A 20,657-nucleotide genomic window follows, 5' to 3' on the forward strand; every position below is an offset into this window, starting at 1 on the left:
AAAGATATGAACAAAAGACTGCTTATTTATCCTCTACTCTTTTCTGCCGGGCTATTGCAAGCCCGGCAGAAACCTAATGTTGTGATTATCTTTACAGACGATCAGGGTTACCAGGACCTTGGTTGTTATGATTCGCCATTGATACAGACTCCCTCTATTGACCGCATGGCAAAGGAAGGCATAAAGTTGACCGACTTTTATGTATCGTCTTCCGTATCAAGTGCTTCGCGTGCAGGACTTCTGACCGGCAGATTAAATACACGGAATGGAGTAAAAGGGGTATTTTTCCCCGAATCTGAAGGGATGCCTGCAGAGGAAATCACTTTGGCCGAAGCGTTGAAAGAGCAAGGCTATGCAACCGGTTGCTTCGGTAAATGGCATTTAGGCGATTTGAAAGGGCATCTACCTACAGATCAAGGATTTGATTACTACTATGGCATCCCATACAGCAATGATATGTATATCGGTCCCTCCCAGCAGTTCGCCTCCAATGTTACTTTCAGGGAAGGTTATAATCTGTCAAAAGCTAAAGAAGACCAAGAATTTGTGAGGACTTCCAGTAGAGCAGATATAAAAAAAAGGTTGAACAACGCTTCTCCACTATTTGAAGGAGATAAAATTATTGAGTATCCCTGCGACCAGTCTACTACCACCCGACGTTATTTTGATCATGCCATAGATTTTATAGAAAATAATCCGGAGCAACCTTTCTTCGTCTATATCACCCCATCAATGCCTCATGTGCCGTTATTTGCCTCCGAGCAATTTAAAGGTAAAAGCAAACGGGGACTCTACGGTGATGTTGTAGAAGAAATTGATTGGAATGTAGGTCGTTTACTCGATTACTTGGACAAAAAGAAATTAGCAGAAAACACTTTAGTTATTTTCGCATCGGATAACGGACCGTGGTTGTCTTTCAAAGAAGACGGAGGTTCCGCTGAGCCGTTACGAGGCGGTAAGTTCTCTTATTATGAAGGAGGCGTCAGAGTTCCTTGTATCATCCGTTGGAAAGGGAGTATACCTACCGGTGTAACTAGTGACGCAATAGTTGCCAGCATCGACCTTTTCCCTACAATCATGCACTATGCAGGTTGCCAATCCTTCAAACAAAAGATTGATGGTATAAATATTTCATCTTTTCTCAAAAATCCTTCTCTACGATTACGTGACGAATATGTTTATGTAAAAGGTGGTGAAGTTCACGGTATACGCAAAGGTGATTGGGTCTATTTGCCTAAAACTGGTAATAGTAAGTTTAAAAAAGGAGATGTTCCCGAATTGTTTAATCTAAAACAGGATATCGGAGAATCGAATAATCTTCATCTACAGTATCCGGACAAAGTGAAAGAGCTGCAGGAAGTGATGAAAAAGTATCAATCAACTTCTACTATGCCATATGCACAAGTACGTGATACGCTTAATGATGACAGACAATATTGGATTCAGACACTCGTGAAAATAGCTGATCCGGTGATAAGCAATCTTAGCAAAGACCAACTGAAAAAAAATATTCCTGTCGGGCGTTCGTCATCAGCTTTAGCCAGCAGTCGGGAGTTTATCACTCATATGGAGGCTGTAGGCAGAACCATCGCAGGAATAGCACCTTGGTTGGAACTTGGACCAGACAATACTCCAGAAGGCAAGCTACGTGAAAAATATATTAAAATGACGTGCAAGGCTCTGGCAAACTCTGTAAACCCGAAATCAAATGATTATTTCAACAGCACAGCTACCCGTCAGATATTAGTAAACAGCGCATTCTTAATACAGGGTTTATTGCAAGCACCTACACAGTTATGGGGAAATCTGGATGACACCACCCGCAAGAGACTCATTGAACAGTGGAAATCGACCCGCACCATGAAACCGGGAAATAATAATTGGTTGTTATTTTCTGCTATGGTGGAGTGCGGATTAAAAGAATTTTCCGGAGAATGGAATTTTCCGACAGTAGAAAGAGCCTTGACTTCTCATAGAGAATGGTATAAAGGAGATGGAGTTTATGGAGATGGAGCAGATTTTCATTTAGATTATTATAATAGCTATGTTATCCATCCTTTGTTACTGCAAATCCTGAAAGTGACAGTAAAACAGAGGCCATCTTTCCAGTCATTTCTGAATGAAGAATGGATACGATTTATTCGTTACGCCGAAATTCAAGAGCGCATGATAGCTCCCGACGGCAGCTATCCGATACTAGGCCGTTCAGTCAGTTACCGTTCAGCAGCATTCCAAGTGTTGGGGGCATGTGCTTTATTCGAAAAACTCCCGGAATCATTGAAGCCCGGACAAGTACGTGGAGCCATGACAGCCATGCTTAAGCGTCTTTTTGAGCAGCCGGGAACTTTCGATAAAGAAGGTTGGCTGACGATCGGAGTTTGTGGCGAACAACCAGAACTAGGAGATATTTATCTGTCTACTCCTTGTGTTTATCTATGTGCATTAGGTTTCCTGCCCTTAGGACTCCCTGCCAATAACCCTTTTTGGTGCAACCCGGTTGAACCATGGACAAGTATAAAAGCATTTGGTGGTATAGATTTTCCAATAGACAAGTTTATTAAACCATAAAATAAAATCATGAGATATAGTATTTTGATTATTGCCTTTCTGATGTTTAACTTCACAGGTTATTCACAAACAACTTCAGGACAGGAAGACAGGGCATATTGGGTCAACATGTTATCTCAAATTGCAGACCCATTATTAAATAATATGAGTAAAGGAGAACTAAAAAAGAACATGCCTGTAGAGACTATCTCCGGTATGCCTAATCCATCCAATGCGCGTACCACTCATTTGGAAGCTTTAGGACGCTTATTTGTAGGAATGGCCCCTTGGCTGGAACTCGGCCCGGACAATACACAAGAAGGACAAATACGTGAGAAATATATCCGCCTGATGACTGAGTCCATCAATCACGGATTCAATCCCCAATCTCCGGATTATCTGAATTTTACAGTCACTCGGCAACCTCTGGTAGATACTGCATTCTTTTGTCAGGGACTATTGCGTTCTCCGAAACAAATATGGAGTAAACTATCATCTGAAACCCAAAAGAATATCCTAAACGCCTTACAACAGGTAAGTAAGATTAAACCGGTAGAAAGCAACTGGTTACTCTTTTCTGCTATGGTCGAAGCTACTTTGCTGGAATTAACAGGTAAATGCAATATGCATCCTATTGAGTATGCTGTCATGCGATTCAAGGAATGGTACAAAGGCGATGCCTGGTATGGTGACGGAGCAAATCTACATATAGACTACTATAATAGTTTTGTCATTCATCCAATGCTTTTAGACGTTCTGGAAATCATGCAAAAACACAGTAAAGGCGAAGTCGACTTCTATAGAAAAGAACGGCAACGTTTCTCCCGATATGCGGAACAACAGGAAAGAATGATCTCTCCGGATGGAGCATATCCTGTAACCGGACGCTCTATAGCATATCGTTTTGGAACTTTCCATATACTTTCACTGGCAGCCCTAAATGATTTGCTGCCAACTACCATTACTAAAGCACAAGTCCGATGCGGACTAACAGCTGTCATAAAAAGACATCTGGCTATAAAAGGAAATTTCGACGAACATGGATGGCTGACTTTAGGGTTTGCCGGACATCAACCTTCAATCGCTGAAAGATACATTTCTACTGGTAGCCTGTATTTATGCTCTACTGTATTCACAGCATTGGGACTTCCCGCCACTGATGAATTCTGGAGTGCCCCTTATGCGGAATGGACAGGGAAAAAGATTTGGTCAGGTAATCCGGATGTAAAATTGGATAAAGCAATAAAATTATAGAACCCCGATAAAATAGATGATAAATGAAAAAGATTCTTGCCTTATTTTTAGTATCAATAAATTGCACCCTGAATGCTCAACAGCTTTTTTCATCAAAGATGGAAAAAGAAGATATTACTAAAGTTTGTAATGCCGTATCCGAGTGGCAAATTAGCCATCACAACGAAGTAAAACATAATCCACTAGACTGGACAAACGGCGCTTTATATCGCGGAATGACTGAATGGGGAAAAGTCTCCGGAAATCAGTCCTGCTATGATTTTATCCGCACTATTGGTGAAAGACATAACTGGGATATGTGGAACCGTGTATATCATGCCGACGACATTTGTGTAGGGCAGGCTTTCATCGAGATGTATCGCAGATTTGATGATAAGCGTATGCTACAACCGGTAATGGAACGCGCTTATTATGTGGCTTCCCATCCTTCGAAAGCTCCGCTACAAAAGACAGATGCCGTGGGAACAACGGAACGTTGGTCATGGTCGGACGCCTTGTTTATGGCGCCTCCGGTTTATGCGGCTCTATACACGATAACCGGAGATAAAATCTTTCTGAATTATATGGACAGTGAATATAGAGAGTGTGTAGACTCACTATATGACAAGAAAGAACATCTTTTTTATAGAGATAATAAACGAATTCCCCTCCGTGAGAAAAATGGTAGTAAACAATTCTGGGGAAGAGGTAACGGTTGGGTATTTGCCGGACTTCCTCTTATTGTTGACAATTTGCCTCTCAACTGTTCTTCACGTGACTACTATATCCGGCTATTTACTGAAATGGCGGAAGCAGTTCGTAAAACTCAATGCAAAGACGGGGACTGGCGTACCAGCTTACTAGATCCTGATTCGTATAATATGCCCGAAAATAGTTGCTCTGCCTTTATGTGTTTTGGCATTGCCTGGGGAATCCGTAATGGCTACCTGCCCCAACGAACCTACAAACCTGTACTTGAAAAAGGTTGGCAATCATTGGTAAAAGCTGTTCATTCTGATGGAAAGTTGGGATATATACAACCTGTTGGTGCCGCACCCAAAGCTGCCGGATTCGATGCAACAGATGTATATGGCGTAGGTGCTTTCTTATTGGCAGGAAGCGAATTATATAAATTGTCAGGTGCTTACTAAATGTGAACAATGTATCAATAGTAAAAGCCGGTTATTGAGTGATTTTTTCAATAACCGGCTTTTACTATCCTATGTATTAAGCTACTTTCTTAAACTGCTGGAACTGCCACCACAACATACCTCCGGATATAAGACTAGCCGCCAAATCTGCCACAGGCATACTGGCCCAAACGCCTATTTGTCCATAATAATGAGGCAAAATCAACAAACAGGGAACCAGAAATAACATCTGCCGCGTCAGCGACAAGAAAATGGCTTTACTTGCCATTCCGATACTCTGGAAGAAGTTGGAAGCTACCATCTGAAAACCAACAATCGGGTAGAAAAATACCACAATACGAAAACCTTTAGAAGCAATATTGATTAATTCTTCGTCCGAAGTAAAGATGGAAGATACGATTTCCGGAATGAACATACCTATCAGGAAACCAATCGTCGTCACTACAGTAGCACAGCAAATGGTTGCTTTCAGCACTTTCGTCACACGGGGATAGAGCTTCGCACCAAAATTATATCCCGCAATAGGCTGCATCCCCTGATTCAATCCCAACACAATCATAATAAAGACAAAGACGATGCGATTGACAATACCGAATGCACCGATTGCCAAATCACCTCCATATTCTTTCAATCCCTGATTAATCAGAATCACAATAAAACAAGAAGCCATATTCATCAGGAAGGGAGACATACCGATAGCCAATGAATCCAGCACGATTTTCCGTTTCAAACGGAAAATACCTTTTTTCAACCGTATCAGCTCGTCTTTACGGCAGAACAAATGAAGCTGCCAGACCAATGCGATCAACTGTGCACAAACCGTAGCCGTAGCCGCCCCACGGATTCCCCAGTCAAATACAAAAATAAACAATGGCGCAAGCAATATATTGATTATCACTGTCGTTATTGTTGCCATCATCGCTTTCTGCGGATGGCCCGAAGCACGGAGCACTGCATTCAGTCCCAGATATAAATGAGTAACCACATTTCCGAGCAAGATAACCTGCATAAATTCACGGGCATATTTCACCGTTTCATCGCTTCCCCCGAAAAAGTAAAGTATCGGATCGAGGAAAGGAAGAACAATTACCGTAAAAGAAATACCTATAATAAGGTTTAATACAAACACATTTCCCAAAACCCGCTGTGCGGTATCATAATCTTTCTGTCCCAGCTTCACCGAAATCAATGTAGCCGCACCGACACCGACCAGTGAGCCGAAAGCCGCGGCAAGATTCATTAGCGGGAAAGTTAACGCCAACCCGGAAATAGCCATCGCACCCACCCCGTGACCGATGAAAATACTATCTACCATATTGTAAAGAGAAGACGCCGTCATGGCGATAATTGCCGGAATGGCATACTGCATTAAAAGCTTCCCAATCTTTTCCGTACCCAACGCAGTGGGTGTCTTTTGTCCTGTCATACCTATTAGTTTGAGGCGGCAAAGATACAAAAAAGAGATGGATTACAGGATATATGAGAAAAGTTTCGTATTTTTGCCTCCAAAATTGAGTTAATACGTAACGAAATGAATATATTAGAACTAAGTGAACAGGAAATCATTCGACGCAACAGCCTGAATGAGCTTCGTGCGATGGGTATTGATCCGTACCCAGCAGCAGAGTATGTAACCAATGCTTTCTCTACAGATATTAAAGCTGAATTTAAAGACGATGAGGAGCCACGCCAAGTTTCCGTAGCCGGTCGTATCATGAGCCGCCGCGTGATGGGTAAAGCATCTTTCGTTGAATTGCAAGACTCTAAAGGTCGCATTCAGGTGTACATCACCCGCGATGATATCTGCCCGGGAGAAGACAAGGAACTGTACAACTCTGTATTCAAACGCCTGCTCGACTTAGGTGACTTTATCGGTATCGAAGGTTTCGTGTTCCGCACGCAGATGGGTGAAATCAGTATCCATGCTAAGAAGCTGACTGTACTTGCAAAGTCTATCAAACCGTTGCCTATCGTTAAGTACAAAGACGGGGTAGCTTATGACTCTTTTGAAGATCCCGAACTCCGTTATCGCCAACGCTATGTGGACCTGGTAGTGAACGACGGTATCAAAGAAACATTCCTGAAACGTGCCACTGTGGTGAAAACATTGCGCAATGCTTTGGACGAAGCCGGTTATACGGAAGTGGAAACTCCCATCCTGCAATCTATTGCCGGTGGAGCAAGCGCACGCCCGTTCATCACTCACCATAACTCACTGGATATGGATCTTTACCTACGTATCGCAACAGAACTTTATCTGAAGAGACTGATTGTAGGTGGTTTTGAAGGTGTATATGAAATAGGTAAAAACTTCCGTAACGAGGGTATGGACAAAACCCATAACCCGGAGTTCACTTGTATGGAACTCTACGTACAATATAAGGATTACAACTGGATGATGAATTTCACCGAAAAGTTGTTGGAACGTATTTGTATCGCAGTGAACGGTAGCACAGAAACAGTGGTTGACGGAAAAACCATCAACTTCAAAGCTCCTTACCGCCGTCTGCCTATTCTGGACGCTATCAAAGAGAAGACAGGATATGACCTGAACGGCAAGAGCGAAGAGGAAATCCGCCAAGTCTGCAAGGAACTGAAAATGGAAGAAATCGACGAGACGATGGGTAAAGGCAAGCTGATTGATGAAATCTTCGGAGAATTCTGCGAAGGCACATATATCCAGCCGACTTTCATCACCGATTATCCGGTTGAAATGTCTCCGCTGACCAAGATGCACCGCTCTAAACCGGGACTGACCGAACGTTTTGAACTGATGGTGAACGGTAAAGAGCTGGCTAATGCCTACTCGGAATTGAACGATCCGCTGGATCAGGAAGAACGTTTCAAAGAACAAATGCGTTTGGCCGACAAGGGAGACGACGAAGCGATGATTATCGATCAGGACTTCCTGCGCGCTTTACAATATGGTATGCCTCCTACATCGGGTATCGGTATCGGTATCGACCGTCTGGTGATGTTAATGACCGGACAGACTACCATTCAGGAAGTATTGTTCTTCCCGCAAATGCGCCCGGAAAAAGTAGTGAAAAAAGACGCTGCTGCCAAATATGTGGAATTGGGAATCGCAGAAGACTGGGTTCCGGTGATTCAAAAAGCCGGTTACAACACAGTTGCCGACATGAAAGATGTTAATCCGCAGAAGCTACACCAGGATATCTGCGGCATTAACAAGAAATATAAATTAGAACTGACCAATCCGTCCGTAAACGACGTGACCGAGTGGATAAATAAACTTAAATAAATTAAGAATGAAGAATTAAGAATGGAGAATCGTTTCGGCTTTTCATTCATAATTCTTCATTCTTCATTCTTAATTTTTAATTAAACAAATGAAACTACCCGGTAAGATAGCGATAATGGGCGGAGGAAGCTGGGCCACAGCCATCGCAAAGATGTGTCTGGCGCAGGAAGATTCTATTAATTGGTATATGCGACGAGACGACCGCATCGCCGATTTTAAACGATTAGGACATAATCCGGCCTATTTGACAGGGGTGAAATTCGACACAAAGCGTATCAACTTCAGTTCCAATATCAATGATATTGTGAAAGAATCCGATACACTGATTTTTGTCACCCCCTCGCCTTATCTGAAAGCACATCTGAAAAAGCTGAAAATGAAGATTAAGGATAAGTTCATTATCACCGCTATCAAAGGAATCGTACCCGATGACAACGTTATTGTATCGGAATACTTCACAAAAGAATATGGTGTGCCACCAGAAAACATAGCAGTCCTTGCAGGTCCCTGCCACGCAGAAGAAGTGGCTTTGGAACGCCTCTCCTACCTGACTATCGCCTGCCCTGATAAAGACAAAGCACGTATCTTCGCACGTCGTCTGGGAAGCAGCTTCATCAAAACATCTGTCAGTGATGACGTGGCGGGTATCGAATACAGTTCGGTACTCAAAAACGTGTATGCCATTGCTGCCGGTATCTGTAGCGGACTGAAATATGGCGATAACTTCCAAGCTGTATTGATCTCTAACGCCATTCAGGAGATGAACCGTTTCCTGAACACGGTGCATCCGTTGAACAGAAACGTGGATGAATCTGTTTATCTGGGGGATTTATTGGTGACCGGTTACTCCAACTTCAGCCGTAACCGGACTTTCGGAACGATGATAGGTAAAGGGTATTCCGTGAAGAGTGCGCAAATTGAAATGGAAATGATTGCAGAGGGTTACTATGGTACGAAATGTATCAAAGAAATCAATAAGCATCATCATGTCAATATGCCGATACTGGACGCCGTGTACAACATCCTGTACGAACGTATCTCACCAATGATCGAGATTAAATTGCTGACTGACTCTTTTAGATAATCTTTAAACAAGAACGATATGATTAGTTTAAACATTGAAAAGACATTTGGATTTATCTCCAAAGAAAAGGTTTTTGCTTACGAAGCTGAAGTAAAAGCCGCACAGGAAATGCTTGAAAAAGGTACAGGCAAAGGTAATGACTTTTTAGGATGGTTGCATTTGCCTTCTTCTATCACTAAAGAACACTTGGCCGACCTGAACGCTACAGCAAAAGTATTAAGAGATAACTGTGAAGTAGTAATCGTTGCCGGCATCGGTGGCAGCTATCTGGGTGCCCGTGCCGTAATCGAAGCTTTGTCTAACAGCTTCACTTGGCTACAGGAAAAGAAAACGGCTCCTGTCATGATCTATGCAGGACACAATATCAGCGAAGATTATCTGTATGAACTGACTGAATATCTGAAAGATAAGAAATTCGGTGTCATCAATATTTCTAAATCAGGAACTACTACCGAAACTGCTCTTGCTTTCCGTTTGCTGAAAAAGCAATGTGAAGATCAGCGCGGCAAGGAAACTGCAAAGAAAGTAATCGTTGCTGTGACGGACGCTAAAAAAGGTGCTGCCCGTGTTACAGCTGACAAAGAAGGATACAAAACATTTATCATCCCTGACAACGTAGGCGGACGTTTCTCTGTACTGACTCCGGTTGGCTTGCTGCCTATCGCAGTAGCCGGATTCGATATCGACAAACTGGTTGCCGGTGCTGCCGATATGGAAAAAGTATGCGGATCGGACGTTGCATTTGCTGAAAACCCGGCTGCTATTTATGCTGCTACCCGCAATGAGTTGTACAGAAATGGCAAGAAGATCGAAATCCTCGTTAACTTCTGCCCGAAACTGCACTATGTAAGCGAATGGTGGAAACAGCTTTACGGAGAATCGGAAGGAAAAGATAATAAGGGTATCTTCCCCGCATCGGTAGATTTCTCGACAGATCTTCATTCTATGGGTCAATGGATTCAGGAAGGCGAACGTTCTATCTTCGAAACTGTGATTTCAGTAGAGAAGGTTAACCACAAACTGGAAGTTCCTTCTGACGAAGCAAATCTGGACGGCTTGAATTTCTTAGCCGGCAAACGTGTGGACGAAGTAAACAAGATGGCCGAACTGGGAACACAACTGGCTCACGTAGACGGTGGTGTACCTAATATGCGCATCGTACTTCCGGAATTGAGCGAATACAACATCGGTGGTCTGCTCTATTTCTTCGAAAAGGCTTGTGGTATCAGCGGTTATTTGCTGGGCGTGAACCCATTCAACCAACCGGGTGTGGAAGCATACAAAAAGAATATGTTTGCCTTGCTGGACAAACCGGGTTATGAAGAGGAATCCAAAGCAATCCGTGCAAAACTATAAATCAAGAACGTTTTATAAACGGTAAACTATAAACAATGAACGGTGAACAACTATGCTATATGCATGGATTTGTTCACCGTTCATTATTTATTATTACTCTTATTTATCATCTTCGGCTTTCGTCTTCAAGCCGATTTCTTCCTGTGCTCCTTCACATTCGGCTTTGGAAGAAAGATAGAACTCTAATTTTACATCACCGTTCTTATCGACTTGTTTAATGGTCGCCATAACCATAATTCTGGCCTTTGACACCCCATCCTTAAAACGGAGCTGTCCTTTCTCCACATCCGTCAAGTTTCCCTCCGTAGATACTTCTGTTTGCTCATAAAAGAGTTTAGTATCCACTTCATCGTCATTCTGAAGTTTAAAGGTTTTCAGTTCTGCCCCATTTCCATCCAAAAGCAGAAAGGCTTTCACTTCATCTCCCACTTTCAAGGCCGGCAACTCCTCCCTCTGATTCGCATAGTCCTTTTCACCGGAACTGGTATTTTCACCGTCCGATTCGATCTTTGCATAAAGCTTTTCTATCTTGATAACAGGACTTTCTCCACTATCAGAGCAGGCACCTAAAAACAATGGTAGCAACAATAATACTCTCTTTTTCATGCTATCGTCGAGTTTATAACGTTACAAAAATACACATATTCCTCTAAACAGCAAATAATTATATAGTTAATCGCTTGGGAGCATCATTTACAACTATCTTCCTTTTCTAATTTATCTCTCATTTTTTATCGTTATCTTTGCCTCGTATACAGTTGTAGATGAAGCGAATCAAACTTAAAAAACAAATAGAATGGCAGGAAATTTATTAAAGAAGTCCAATGGACTCATGCTACTATGTAGCATATCATTGCTAATGATAGTCATGACCGGTTGTCAGGAAGCCAAACTCAAAACTGTGATCGGGATAGCCAACAAACAGTGCCCGCTGGACATGGGGGAAGTCGGCAAGATTACCAGCATCATCTACGACGGAGATAACGTAGTGTACACTCTCAACATGAACGAGGAAATTACCAATATTAAGATATTGAAAGATAATCCGGAAAGCATGAAATCATCGATCAAAATGATGTTTCAGAATCCGGCTGCTGATGTAAAGGAAATGCTGAAGTTGATGGCTCAGTGTAATTCCGGATTACACATGATATTTGTAGGAAATAAGTCGGGCGAGCAAGCGGTTTGCGAACTTACTGCCGAAGAATTGAAAGAGGTGATCAACACAAATGCCGACCCGGCACAAAGCGGACAGACAAAGCTTGAAGCGCAACTGAAAATGGCGAATCTGCAATTTCCAATGCAGGCCAGTGAAGAGGTCATTGTCGAAAAGATCGAAGTCATAGGTGAATCGGTTGTTTATATATGCAGTGTGGACGAAAAGTTGTGTCCTATCAGCCAGATTGAAGAAAACGCAGCAGAAGTGAAAGAGGGTATTGTGTCAACGCTGGCAAGTCAGACCGATCCTGCCACCCAGATATTCATAAAAACCTGTGTGGAGAACAATAAAAACATTGCTTACAGATATATCGGTAAGGATTCCGGAAAACAATATGATGTGATTATCCCCCAGTCCGATCTAAAGAAAATGATTATAGAAAAATAAAATATTATCTTAAAAAGATTCCGCAACGTACAAAGTATGAAAAAGAAACTGAAAGCCGTCCTGTTTGACATGGACGGCGTACTTTTTGACTCTATGCCTTACCATTCGGAAGCCTGGCACAAAGTAATGAAATCTCATGGGCTCACTCTTAGTCGCGAAGAAGCATATATGCATGAAGGACGGACAGGAGCCTCTACAATCAATATTGTTTTTCAACGTGAATTGGGTAGAGAAGCCACACAGGAGGAAATAGAAAGCATCTATCAGGAGAAAAGTGTTTTGTTCAATTCATATCCTGAAGCAAAGCCTATGCCCGGTGCATGGGAGTTGCTGCAAAAAGTGAAGAAGGACGGTCTGATTCCGATGGTGGTCACCGGTTCCGGTCAGTTATCCCTGCTCGAACGGTTGGAACACCACTATCCGGGAATGTTTCACAAAGAACTGATGGTTACAGCGTTCGATGTAAAATATGGCAAACCCAATCCCGAACCGTATCTGATGGCTTTGAAAAAAGGAGGGATTAAAGCGGATGAAGCGGTTGTTGTAGAAAACGCTCCGTTAGGAGTGGAAGCCGGACACAACGCGGGTATTTTCACCATAGCAGTCAATACGGGTCCTTTGAACGGGCAAGTGTTGCTGGATGCCGGGGCTGATTTATTATTTCCATCCATGCAGGCACTTAATGACACCTGGGACATGATGACTGAAAATGACATCTAAAAGCTGAAAAGAAAATTTATTCTTCAAAACAGGAGAAAAATATTGAAAAGCAGGAATATAAATAGTATTTTTACGGGAGTTTAATTCGCTTAGATTCTATCTAAGCCAACGCAGATTCTACTATGCAAAAGTTATTATCTTTACCACCCAATTTGATCCATTGCTTCCACGAACTGGAAGAAGTTAACCATACCGATTGGTTTTGTACATCAGACCCCATAGGGAGCAAACTAGGCTCCGGCGGCGGAACTACATGGTTATTGCAAGCTTGCCATCAGGCATTCGCTCCACAAGAGTCTTTCAGCAACTGGATAGGACATGAAAAAAGAATATTGCTCCATGCAGGCGGACAAAGCCGTCGGCTACCCAGCTACGGTCCTTCCGGCAAAATATTAACTCCTATCCCGATCTTCAGTTGGGAAAGAGGACAAAAGCTGGGACAGAATCTGTTGTCATTGCAGCTCCCGCTCTATGAAAGGATTATGAATCAGGCTCCGGCCGGTCTGAATACGCTGATTGCTAGCGGAGATGTATATATCCGTTCGGAAAAACCGCTTCAGGATATTCCGAACGCAGACGTAGTGTGCTACGGGCTGTGGGTGAATCCGTCATTGGCAACTCATCATGGCGTGTTTGTTTCCGACCGGAAAAAACCGGAGGTGCTCGACTTCATGTTGCAGAAACCTTCTCTGGAAGAGTTGGAAGGATTGTCGAAAACTCATCTTTTCCTGATGGATATCGGCATTTGGATTTTGAGTGACCGCGCCATAGAAGTATTGATGAAACGGTCGTTGAAAGAAGGTACGAAGGATATTACTTATTATGACTTATACTCGGACTATGGTTTGGCTTTGGGAGAGCATCCTAAAACGGAAGATGAAGAAATCAATCAGTTGTCCGTAGCTATATTGCCGTTGCCGGGTGGAGAATTCTATCATTACGGCACAAGTCACGAACTGATTTCTTCTACTTTAGCCATACAGGATAAGGTACGGGACCAAAGAAGAATCATGCACCGGAAAGTAAAGCCGAATCCGGCTATCTTTATACAGAATTCCATCACACAAATTTCTCTTTCTGCCGACAACGCCAATTTATGGATTGAGAATAGCCATGTGGGAAAGGAATGGAAATTAGGTTCCCGCCAGATCATTACAGGAGTTCCTGAAAATCAGTGGAGCATCAATTTGCCGGATGGGGTTTGCATCGACATTATTCCTATCGGTGAGAATGAGTTTGTTGCGCGTCCGTATGGATTGGATGATGTATTCAAAGGAGCGTTGGACAAAATAACGACTACTTATCTTAATATTCCTTTTACCCGTTGGATGGAAGATAGAGGAATTACCTGGGAGGATATAAAAGGGCGTACAGATGATTTACAATCGGCATCTATCTTCCCTAAAGTAGCTTCTGTGGAAGATTTAGGCATATTAGTACGCTGGATGACCTCGGAACCACGACTGGAAGAAGGGAAAAAACTTTGGTTGAAAGCAGAGAAAGTTTCTGCAGACGAAATATCCGCAAGCGCCAACCTCAAGCGTCTTTACGAACAGCGCAATGCTTTCCGCAAGGAGAACTGGAAAGGACTGGCAGCCAATTATGAGAAGAGTGTGTTCTATCAACTCGATTTGCTGGATGCCGCAAATGAATTTGTACGTTTCAATTTAGATATGCCTGACGTATTGAAAGAAGATGCCGCCCCCATGTTACGGATACACAACCGGATGCTTCGTGCACGTATCATGAAACTACGTGAAAACAAGGATTGTGCCAAAGAGGAACAGGCAGCTTTTCAACTGCTTCGCGACGGTTTATTGGGGATAATGAGCGAACGTAAAAGTCATCCCATACTCAATGTTTATTCCGACCAAATCGTATGGGGACGCAGTCCTGTGCGTATTGATGTGGCCGGAGGATGGACAGACACACCTCCCTACTCTCTTTATTCAGGAGGAAGTGTTGTAAATCTTGCTATCGAGCTGAACGGCCAACCGCCGCTACAAGTATATGTGAAACCTTGCAAGGAATATCACATCACTCTTCGCTCTATCGACATGGGTGCAATGGAAGTGATAAGGAATTACGAGGAACTGCAAGATTATAAAAAGGTAGGTTCTCCATTCTCCATCCCGAAAGCCGCCCTTACATTGGCGGGCTTTGCACCGGCATTCTCTACGGAATCTTATCCTTCTTTAGCTAAACAGCTGGAAGATTTCGGTTCAGGAATCGAAATTACTCTACTGGCTGCTATTCCCGCAGGCTCTGGCTTGGGAACCAGTTCCATACTGGCATCTACCGTGCTCGGAGCAATCAATGATTTCTGCGGACTGGCTTGGGATAAAAATGATATATGCAGTTACACATTAGTATTAGAACAGCTCCTGACCACAGGGGGAGGTTGGCAAGACCAATATGGCGGTGTCTTTTCCGGTATTAAGTTGCTTCAATCTGAAGCAGGTTTCGAACAGAATCCGTTAGTACGCTGGTTACCCGATCAGCTCTTTGTTCATCCTGATTACCGCGACTGTCATCTGTTATATTATACGGGAATTACTCGTACTGCTAAAAGTATTTTGGCAGAGATTGTCAGTTCCATGTTCCTCAATTCCGGTCCGCATCTAAGTTTGCTGGCCGAAATGAAAGCTCATGCAATGGATATGAGTGAAGCTATTTTACGTAGTAATTTCGAAAGTTTCGGTCGTTTGGTCGGCAAAACCTGGATACAGAATCAGGCATTAGATTGCGGAACCAATCCACCGGCAGTAGCAGCCATTATTGAGAAAATCAAGGATTACACCCTGGGATACAAACTCCCCGGTGCAGGTGGCGGCGGTTATTTATATATGGTAGCAAAAGACCCGCAAGCAGCCGGACAAATCCGACGGATACTAACGGAACAAGCCCCTAATCCTCGTGCTCGTTTTGTAGAAATGACTCTTTCTGATAAGGGACTTCAGGTTTCAAGAAGCTAAAGAGAAAGCGTTACCATAAGGCCGGTCAATCATCCGGAATCATAAAAAAACAAGCTTGGACAGATTCAAACGAAATGTCCAAGCTTTAATTTTTCAATGCCATAATGATCTGTTTTACATGTTGAGACTTGAAATAACTGTAAAGTAAATCACAATAATGATAAAACCAATAGCTCCGATAACCAGTGCAATACTAGCCCATTTCTTTTTTCTAGCTTCTTCCATTCTTATTTATATTTATTGGGATTAATATAATTTATCGTCAAATGTCTACATCTGGAAAGCTATGAACATACTACTACAGAATATTGTTCTTCACTTTTTCATATCTACAAAGTTAGCATTTCTCACAAGAAATATTTTATTTAAATCAACTTTTTCTTTCTATTTAGGCTAAATTATACAACTACATACAATAATAACTAACTGTGTTTGAGAAAATGCAAAGTAAAATACACAACTGACTATCCAAGGATTATTAATCTAAATATCAAGAATATGAAACATATTTATTTTATCCATTACCGCTTTTATATCATACAAAAACTGTACATTTGCACTATAAATAATTTCAATTAAATATACTGGACTAAAAAAAGGATCAAAAACAAATAAAATATAAAGATGAAATTACTTAAACTATTATTCTTATCCGTCATCTTGCTATCCGCATGCAACGATGACTCAACAGACACTCCGGAAACAGGAGAGCCCAAACAGATTATCGTAGAAATGGCTTCCAATGATTTTACAGATGTCTCCGGTACATATACTCTTGAAACCAATAAAGAATACTGTACTCGGGAAGACGGAAAATATAAGATATTATTGGTCAAAAGCGTATATAAAAATAAGGAGGGAAAGGAAAAGGATATTCTTACCTATGGTATTCTGGATGTAGCAAATAAAAAATACATCTGCCATACGGCCAATATAGATGTAGCCCAAAGACTTGAAAGAGACTGGGAATTTTATAATCAAATAACTAATCCGGATTTTCCGGATGACCCAAATAGACGATTAGTTTGTAACTCTTATACAAAGAAAGACTAATAACAGAACCTCTTACGAGATAAAAGAAAGAATACTAAGAATGAAATGCCCTCAAAAGTTATACAGATATGTGTACTAAGCTTTTCATTTTACTCTTTCTATTTTCCAGCCTGAATGTCAGCATGTTAGGTCTTCATTTACACCAACAATTAGCCAACAACGATCCATTTCAATGGACTTTAAGCTAGTTTTCCAGCCTTATTCACACAGGAGTAGAAACAGAAATCCCTCAATAATCAACTGATTATCAAGGGATTTTTCTGTGACCCCGGTGCGATTCAAACGCACGACCTTCAGAACCGGAATCAGGCATAGTAACACCCTTATCTTTAATAGTTGTTAGTTTGTTTATACTTTCTCTTAACAGCCTATAGAACAACTATAGACCAACAATGGTAGCATTACTAGTATGCTAGTACCATACTACCAATAGCACTTAGAGGTGCTAAGTTTCCTGCTTCTGTTTCATAACTAAATTTATTTAAAATGTTATCTCAATAGGTCTTAGTCTGATTTGAGTATCAATGAAATAGAGCTTATCATCAATACCATACAGTACATTGTTAGGCACTGCATCAAAGACCTCATACTCTGCATTGTGGAATTCATCTTCATAAACCATCTCGAAACCTAATGCTTGCATATGTTCTGCTATTTCTTCCTCTGTAGCTTCTCTTTTAGCTCTGACATAAGGTTGAACTAACACGGCACAAAACTCATGCTGACTGTTATAAGCAAAGCCAATCATCTGATAGGTGACATTGCTAAAGAATAGATTATGTGCTTCTATTCTGATAAAGAAGTTCTCAATGTCTTCACCTGCATACTCAAAGTTGTTTAACTTGAATACAACATCTTCATGACCTGTGAATACTTCATTTTCTCCACCTTTACTAAGGTAAGATAAAGGGAGAGAGTTAATGTTAATCCATAAGTCATGTTGAGTAGCAAATAGCTTTAGCTCTTCAACTTGCCTTCTCTTATAGCCTTCTGTTGGTTCAACATTTCCTGCTGCTTCTTTTTCTCTTCTAATGAGATTGGCTGCTTCTGCCAAGAGGCTATTGACTTGAGAGTACTCTCTATCCATTGCTTGTGGAATTCATTAATATAGGTTCTTTCCATGCTTTAATCATTTAAAGTGGTTAATGCAAATGTAGCAAATCTATTTGGTTCATCAAATACCTTTCTTATTTTAATGGAGGTAGGTATATTGCTCTATGCCATACTGATATATGTTAGAACTAATAGGGTATGAGTGTAATTACCCTAGAGTACTTAATCTATTGATAGCTACGAGTGTCTTTCATTCAACATATTGAATATTTACTCCCCCCAGTGTGCTGCCGAATATTGTATAGAGATCTTGTCCTCTCCTGACTATTATGCTTGATAAGGGGCAGGAATAACAATTCACACTCCTCAAGTTAGCACATTTGGATATATCTAAGCTGGTGAGCTTGGTATGAAAACAACTTAATTCTTCCAAATTAGGAGCATTAGATATATCTAAGTTGGTAAGTTCTGAAAAAGAACAATTTAACTTTTTCAATTTAGGAACATTAGATATACTTAATTGAGTAAGCTTGGTATTAAAACAATATACCTCTTCCAATTTGGGAGCATTAGATATATCTAAGTTGGTAAGTTCTGAATCATGACAGTATATTCTTTTTAGTTCAATATTGTTGGTAATTTTTAAAAGTTTTATGCTAGAACTGAAATCTAATTCTTCCAATATTGAATTATTAGATATATCTAATTCAGAAAGAGATGTACTACTACAATTCAATATCTTTAAGTCCTTATTATTGGATATATCTAATTCAGAAAGAGATGTACTACTACAATTCAATATCTTTAAGTCCTTATTATTGTATATATTGAGATTAGTGAGGTATATTAAGAGTTTACAATTTAACTGTTGTAAGTTACTGTTGTTTGATAAATTTAACTCCTGAATTGTATTTAGGCTCTCTAGCAATGTTTCTTCATTTATTATGTAATCGTTACCACACTCTAAATGAATTAAGGCTTTATTTTGAGAAAGATCCAATTCTGTTAAAGCACAATTCATACATTTTAGTGAAGTTAGCTTCGTATTCTTTGAGGTATCTAGTGATTTTAGAATACACATATTGCATTCTAATGTGGTCAGATTAGTAAAGTATTGTATTCCTTTTAGAGATTTGACTTTGGTTACTATACCATCAGTGTTGTTATTTCCAAAGCTGATAGTTGTCACAGCTTGAGCTTCAATAGGTGATACCTTACCATCTTTATTAACATCAAAGTTCTCATAACAGTACCTCATAAACTCTATATCATCCATTGCTGAACAAACATCATCTGGATCAGACATTTGAGGATAATCTGTTAATGGTTCATTCTCATCATTTTTACTACATCCTATACTTAGTAGGATTATAACTGCAAATAAAAAAACTTTACTCATAATACTTTTGTTAATATGTTATTTCTAGTTTATCAAAGTTGAGACTCCATTTGTTCTCCAGTAAGAAGTCAGTACCTAGTAAACCTTGCACTTGTATTCCGCTATCATCCTCAATACCTTTGAAAGCATCAAGTAATGGTTTAACACAGAACTTAGGCTTATATGTCTGACCTTCAAAAGTGAAAGGTAGAGTAATAATGTCTACCTTGTGCTTAGTTCCTTCTATTCCACTTATATAGTAGTCACCAACAGGTTCTACTATATCCTTGAAATATTCTACTACATTACTGTCTATTAGGTTACAAGTACTTCCCGTATCCAAAATAAAGCTAAGGTATTTGTCCTTTACCTTTACAGGAATCACAGGAAGTCCTATGTTCATTATCCCAAATGATAGGGGATAGCTCATTGTATTATTGAAATAACTTCCTTTGTTCATCGGGAATTATGGCATCTATTTGATAGAACCAATCTCTTTTTTCAAGCACACTCAATACACATTCTTTAATTTCGTTATTTTGCTCTTCTGCCTTTATAGATAGTCTACCAATAGTCATCAAATATGCTTCATGAAAAGTAATGCTAACATTACAGCCATTAATCCGAACAAGTAACTTATAATTCATTGTCCAGTTATTCTTTTCTATAATATCTATAATGCCTACTCTACAAATCCATGCTGCTATGAGAAAGACTTCTTTATCTGCAGTGTAACTTTGTTCAATATTATCTAATATAGCTTTTACATTTCCAACGGCATTTGCCATCTTAGCATAATCTTTGCTATTACCTACTAGCTTCTTGAGGAACTTCATGTTATTTAAATTTCTGCATCATATTAGTTTGATACGTTGTTAAGTCAGTTGTTATCTTTTCTATCATCTTAGTTTGATCAAGAAACTCATTAAAATACCATTCTAGCTGATGGTTGCCAAATACATTACTATTTGCTTTCCATTGAATATGAACTTGTCCATAAGCTTGACTAATAATGAATACAGTTGAACCACTTATTCCATATAGACCTATAGTAATAAGTGTGTTAGTCTCTTGGGTTATTTTAGCATTTGGGTCTTGTTTTAAAAGATAATTGACCAAAGTCTTATATTTGACCCTCATCCCCCCTTGTTTTATCACTGCATTAGCTTGTTTATTGGAGTCATTTGCAAATCTAATTAACATAATGACTACTATTCCTATAACTATTATCCACCACAT

The 20,657-nt window shown here is 40.6% G+C and carries 16 protein-coding genes and 2 pseudogenes; 11 read left to right on the forward strand and 7 right to left on the reverse strand.

Going from position 1 to position 20,657, the window contains the following annotated elements:
- Positions 1-6: 6 nt before the first annotated feature.
- From NXV01_RS25955 to NXV01_RS25370, 4 genes and pseudogenes are all read left to right on the forward strand, one after another.
- Positions 7-1,311, forward strand: a pseudogene (locus tag NXV01_RS25955) (sulfatase); the annotation flags it as partial.
- Between the two features lie 78 nt (positions 1,312-1,389).
- On the forward strand, positions 1,390-2,568 hold the full coding sequence (locus tag NXV01_RS25960) for a DUF2264 domain-containing protein (RefSeq protein ID WP_308167054.1): 1,179 nt from the start codon (positions 1,390-1,392) through the stop codon (positions 2,566-2,568).
- A 9-nt stretch (positions 2,569-2,577) separates the two neighbouring features.
- Positions 2,578-3,801, forward strand: a complete 1,224-nt coding sequence (locus tag NXV01_RS25365; protein WP_259023382.1) for a DUF2264 domain-containing protein — start codon at positions 2,578-2,580, stop codon at positions 3,799-3,801.
- Positions 3,802-3,824: 23 nt separating this feature from the next.
- Entirely contained in the window at positions 3,825-4,931 is a 1,107-nt protein-coding gene (locus NXV01_RS25370; RefSeq protein ID WP_259023383.1) for a glycoside hydrolase family 105 protein, read from the forward strand.
- 76 nt (positions 4,932-5,007) lie between these two features.
- On the opposite strand, the gene NXV01_RS25375 is transcribed toward NXV01_RS25370, so the two are convergent.
- Complete coding sequence (locus NXV01_RS25375) at positions 5,008-6,357, reverse strand: MATE family efflux transporter (RefSeq protein WP_259023384.1); 1,350 nt, start codon at positions 6,355-6,357, stop codon at positions 5,008-5,010.
- A 105-nt stretch (positions 6,358-6,462) separates the two neighbouring features.
- Here NXV01_RS25375 and lysS point away from each other — a divergent pair, with 105 nt between their 5' ends.
- The 3 genes from lysS (at position 6,463) to NXV01_RS25390 (ending at position 10,633) form a co-directional block, all read left to right on the forward strand.
- Positions 6,463-8,193 carry a lysine--tRNA ligase gene (lysS, locus tag NXV01_RS25380; RefSeq protein ID WP_258981789.1) on the forward strand — a complete coding sequence of 577 codons (1,731 nt, stop codon included), beginning with the start codon at positions 6,463-6,465 and terminating at the stop codon, positions 8,191-8,193.
- An 88-nt stretch (positions 8,194-8,281) separates the two neighbouring features.
- The gene (locus tag NXV01_RS25385; protein ID WP_148365204.1) at positions 8,282-9,277 is read left to right on the forward strand and encodes an NAD(P)H-dependent glycerol-3-phosphate dehydrogenase; all 996 of its coding nucleotides are present in this window, start codon (positions 8,282-8,284) and stop codon (positions 9,275-9,277) included.
- 18 nt (positions 9,278-9,295) lie between these two features.
- Positions 9,296-10,633, forward strand: coding sequence for a glucose-6-phosphate isomerase (locus NXV01_RS25390; RefSeq protein WP_004299377.1), 1,338 nt, complete (start codon positions 9,296-9,298; stop codon positions 10,631-10,633).
- 99 nt (positions 10,634-10,732) lie between these two features.
- On the opposite strand, the gene NXV01_RS25395 is transcribed toward NXV01_RS25390, so the two are convergent.
- On the reverse strand, positions 10,733-11,239 hold the full coding sequence (locus NXV01_RS25395; protein ID WP_195649124.1) for a DUF5035 domain-containing protein: 507 nt from the start codon (positions 11,237-11,239) through the stop codon (positions 10,733-10,735).
- 190 nt (positions 11,240-11,429) lie between these two features.
- Here NXV01_RS25395 and NXV01_RS25400 point away from each other — a divergent pair, with 190 nt between their 5' ends.
- The 4 genes and pseudogenes from NXV01_RS25400 (at position 11,430) to NXV01_RS25415 (ending at position 16,987) form a co-directional block, all read left to right on the forward strand.
- Positions 11,430-12,239, forward strand: coding sequence for a hypothetical protein (locus NXV01_RS25400; protein ID WP_259023385.1), 810 nt, complete (start codon positions 11,430-11,432; stop codon positions 12,237-12,239).
- A gap of 36 nt (positions 12,240-12,275) precedes the next feature.
- Positions 12,276-12,959 (forward strand): HAD family hydrolase, encoded by a 684-nt coding sequence (locus NXV01_RS25405; RefSeq protein ID WP_004312359.1) that lies wholly within the window; start codon positions 12,276-12,278, stop codon positions 12,957-12,959.
- 119 nt (positions 12,960-13,078) lie between these two features.
- Positions 13,079-15,934: pseudogene (locus tag NXV01_RS25410) on the forward strand (bifunctional fucokinase/fucose-1-phosphate guanylyltransferase); the annotation flags it as partial.
- A 624-nt stretch (positions 15,935-16,558) separates the two neighbouring features.
- Complete coding sequence (locus NXV01_RS25415) at positions 16,559-16,987, forward strand: hypothetical protein (RefSeq protein WP_234132445.1); 429 nt, start codon at positions 16,559-16,561, stop codon at positions 16,985-16,987.
- Between the two features lie 481 nt (positions 16,988-17,468).
- On the opposite strand, the gene NXV01_RS25420 is transcribed toward NXV01_RS25415, so the two are convergent.
- The 5 genes from NXV01_RS25420 to NXV01_RS25440 form a co-directional block, all read right to left on the reverse strand.
- The gene (locus tag NXV01_RS25420) at positions 17,469-18,074 is read right to left on the reverse strand and encodes a hypothetical protein (RefSeq protein ID WP_259023387.1); all 606 of its coding nucleotides are present in this window, start codon (positions 18,072-18,074) and stop codon (positions 17,469-17,471) included.
- 216 nt (positions 18,075-18,290) lie between these two features.
- Positions 18,291-19,439, reverse strand: coding sequence for a leucine-rich repeat domain-containing protein (locus tag NXV01_RS25425; RefSeq protein WP_259023388.1), 1,149 nt, complete (start codon positions 19,437-19,439; stop codon positions 18,291-18,293).
- Between the two features lie 10 nt (positions 19,440-19,449).
- Entirely contained in the window at positions 19,450-19,848 is a 399-nt protein-coding gene (locus NXV01_RS25430; RefSeq protein WP_259023389.1) for an aspartyl protease family protein, read from the reverse strand.
- A gap of 4 nt (positions 19,849-19,852) precedes the next feature.
- Entirely contained in the window at positions 19,853-20,254 is a 402-nt protein-coding gene (locus NXV01_RS25435; protein WP_259023390.1) for a hypothetical protein, read from the reverse strand.
- A gap of 1 nt (position 20,255) precedes the next feature.
- Positions 20,256-20,657, reverse strand: a complete 402-nt coding sequence (locus tag NXV01_RS25440; RefSeq protein ID WP_259023391.1) for a hypothetical protein — start codon at positions 20,655-20,657, stop codon at positions 20,256-20,258.

Origin of the sequence: Bacteroides sp. BFG-606, from assembly GCF_024788145.1 — a bacterium.
Lineage (GTDB): Bacteria > Bacteroidota > Bacteroidia > Bacteroidales > Bacteroidaceae > Bacteroides > Bacteroides vicugnae.

Bases quoted from the DNA above. Each gene is read 5' to 3' on its own strand.
- NXV01_RS25430 (WP_259023389.1), bottom strand. From the start codon at position 19,848: ATGAGCTATCCCCTATCATTTGGGATAATGAACATAGGACTTCCTGTG.
- NXV01_RS25440 (WP_259023391.1), bottom strand. From the start codon at position 20,657: ATGTGGTGGATAATAGTTATAGGAATAGTAGTCATTATGTTAATTAGA.
- NXV01_RS25370 (WP_259023383.1), top strand. From the start codon at position 3,825: ATGAAAAAGATTCTTGCCTTATTTTTAGTATCAATAAATTGCACCCTG.
- NXV01_RS25420 (WP_259023387.1), bottom strand. From the start codon at position 18,074: ATGGATAGAGAGTACTCTCAAGTCAATAGCCTCTTGGCAGAAGCAGCC.
- NXV01_RS25390 (WP_004299377.1), top strand. From the start codon at position 9,296: ATGATTAGTTTAAACATTGAAAAGACATTTGGATTTATCTCCAAAGAA.
- NXV01_RS25435 (WP_259023390.1), bottom strand. From the start codon at position 20,254: ATGAAGTTCCTCAAGAAGCTAGTAGGTAATAGCAAAGATTATGCTAAG.
- NXV01_RS25425 (WP_259023388.1), bottom strand. From the start codon at position 19,439: ATGAGTAAAGTTTTTTTATTTGCAGTTATAATCCTACTAAGTATAGGA.
- NXV01_RS25385 (WP_148365204.1), top strand. From the start codon at position 8,282: ATGAAACTACCCGGTAAGATAGCGATAATGGGCGGAGGAAGCTGGGCC.
- NXV01_RS25400 (WP_259023385.1), top strand. From the start codon at position 11,430: ATGGCAGGAAATTTATTAAAGAAGTCCAATGGACTCATGCTACTATGT.
- NXV01_RS25365 (WP_259023382.1), top strand. From the start codon at position 2,578: ATGAGATATAGTATTTTGATTATTGCCTTTCTGATGTTTAACTTCACA.
- lysS (WP_258981789.1), top strand. From the start codon at position 6,463: ATGAATATATTAGAACTAAGTGAACAGGAAATCATTCGACGCAACAGC.
- NXV01_RS25405 (WP_004312359.1), top strand. From the start codon at position 12,276: ATGAAAAAGAAACTGAAAGCCGTCCTGTTTGACATGGACGGCGTACTT.
- NXV01_RS25375 (WP_259023384.1), bottom strand. From the start codon at position 6,357: ATGACAGGACAAAAGACACCCACTGCGTTGGGTACGGAAAAGATTGGG.
- NXV01_RS25395 (WP_195649124.1), bottom strand. From the start codon at position 11,239: ATGAAAAAGAGAGTATTATTGTTGCTACCATTGTTTTTAGGTGCCTGC.
- NXV01_RS25415 (WP_234132445.1), top strand. From the start codon at position 16,559: ATGAAATTACTTAAACTATTATTCTTATCCGTCATCTTGCTATCCGCA.
- NXV01_RS25960 (WP_308167054.1), top strand. From the start codon at position 1,390: ATGCCATATGCACAAGTACGTGATACGCTTAATGATGACAGACAATAT.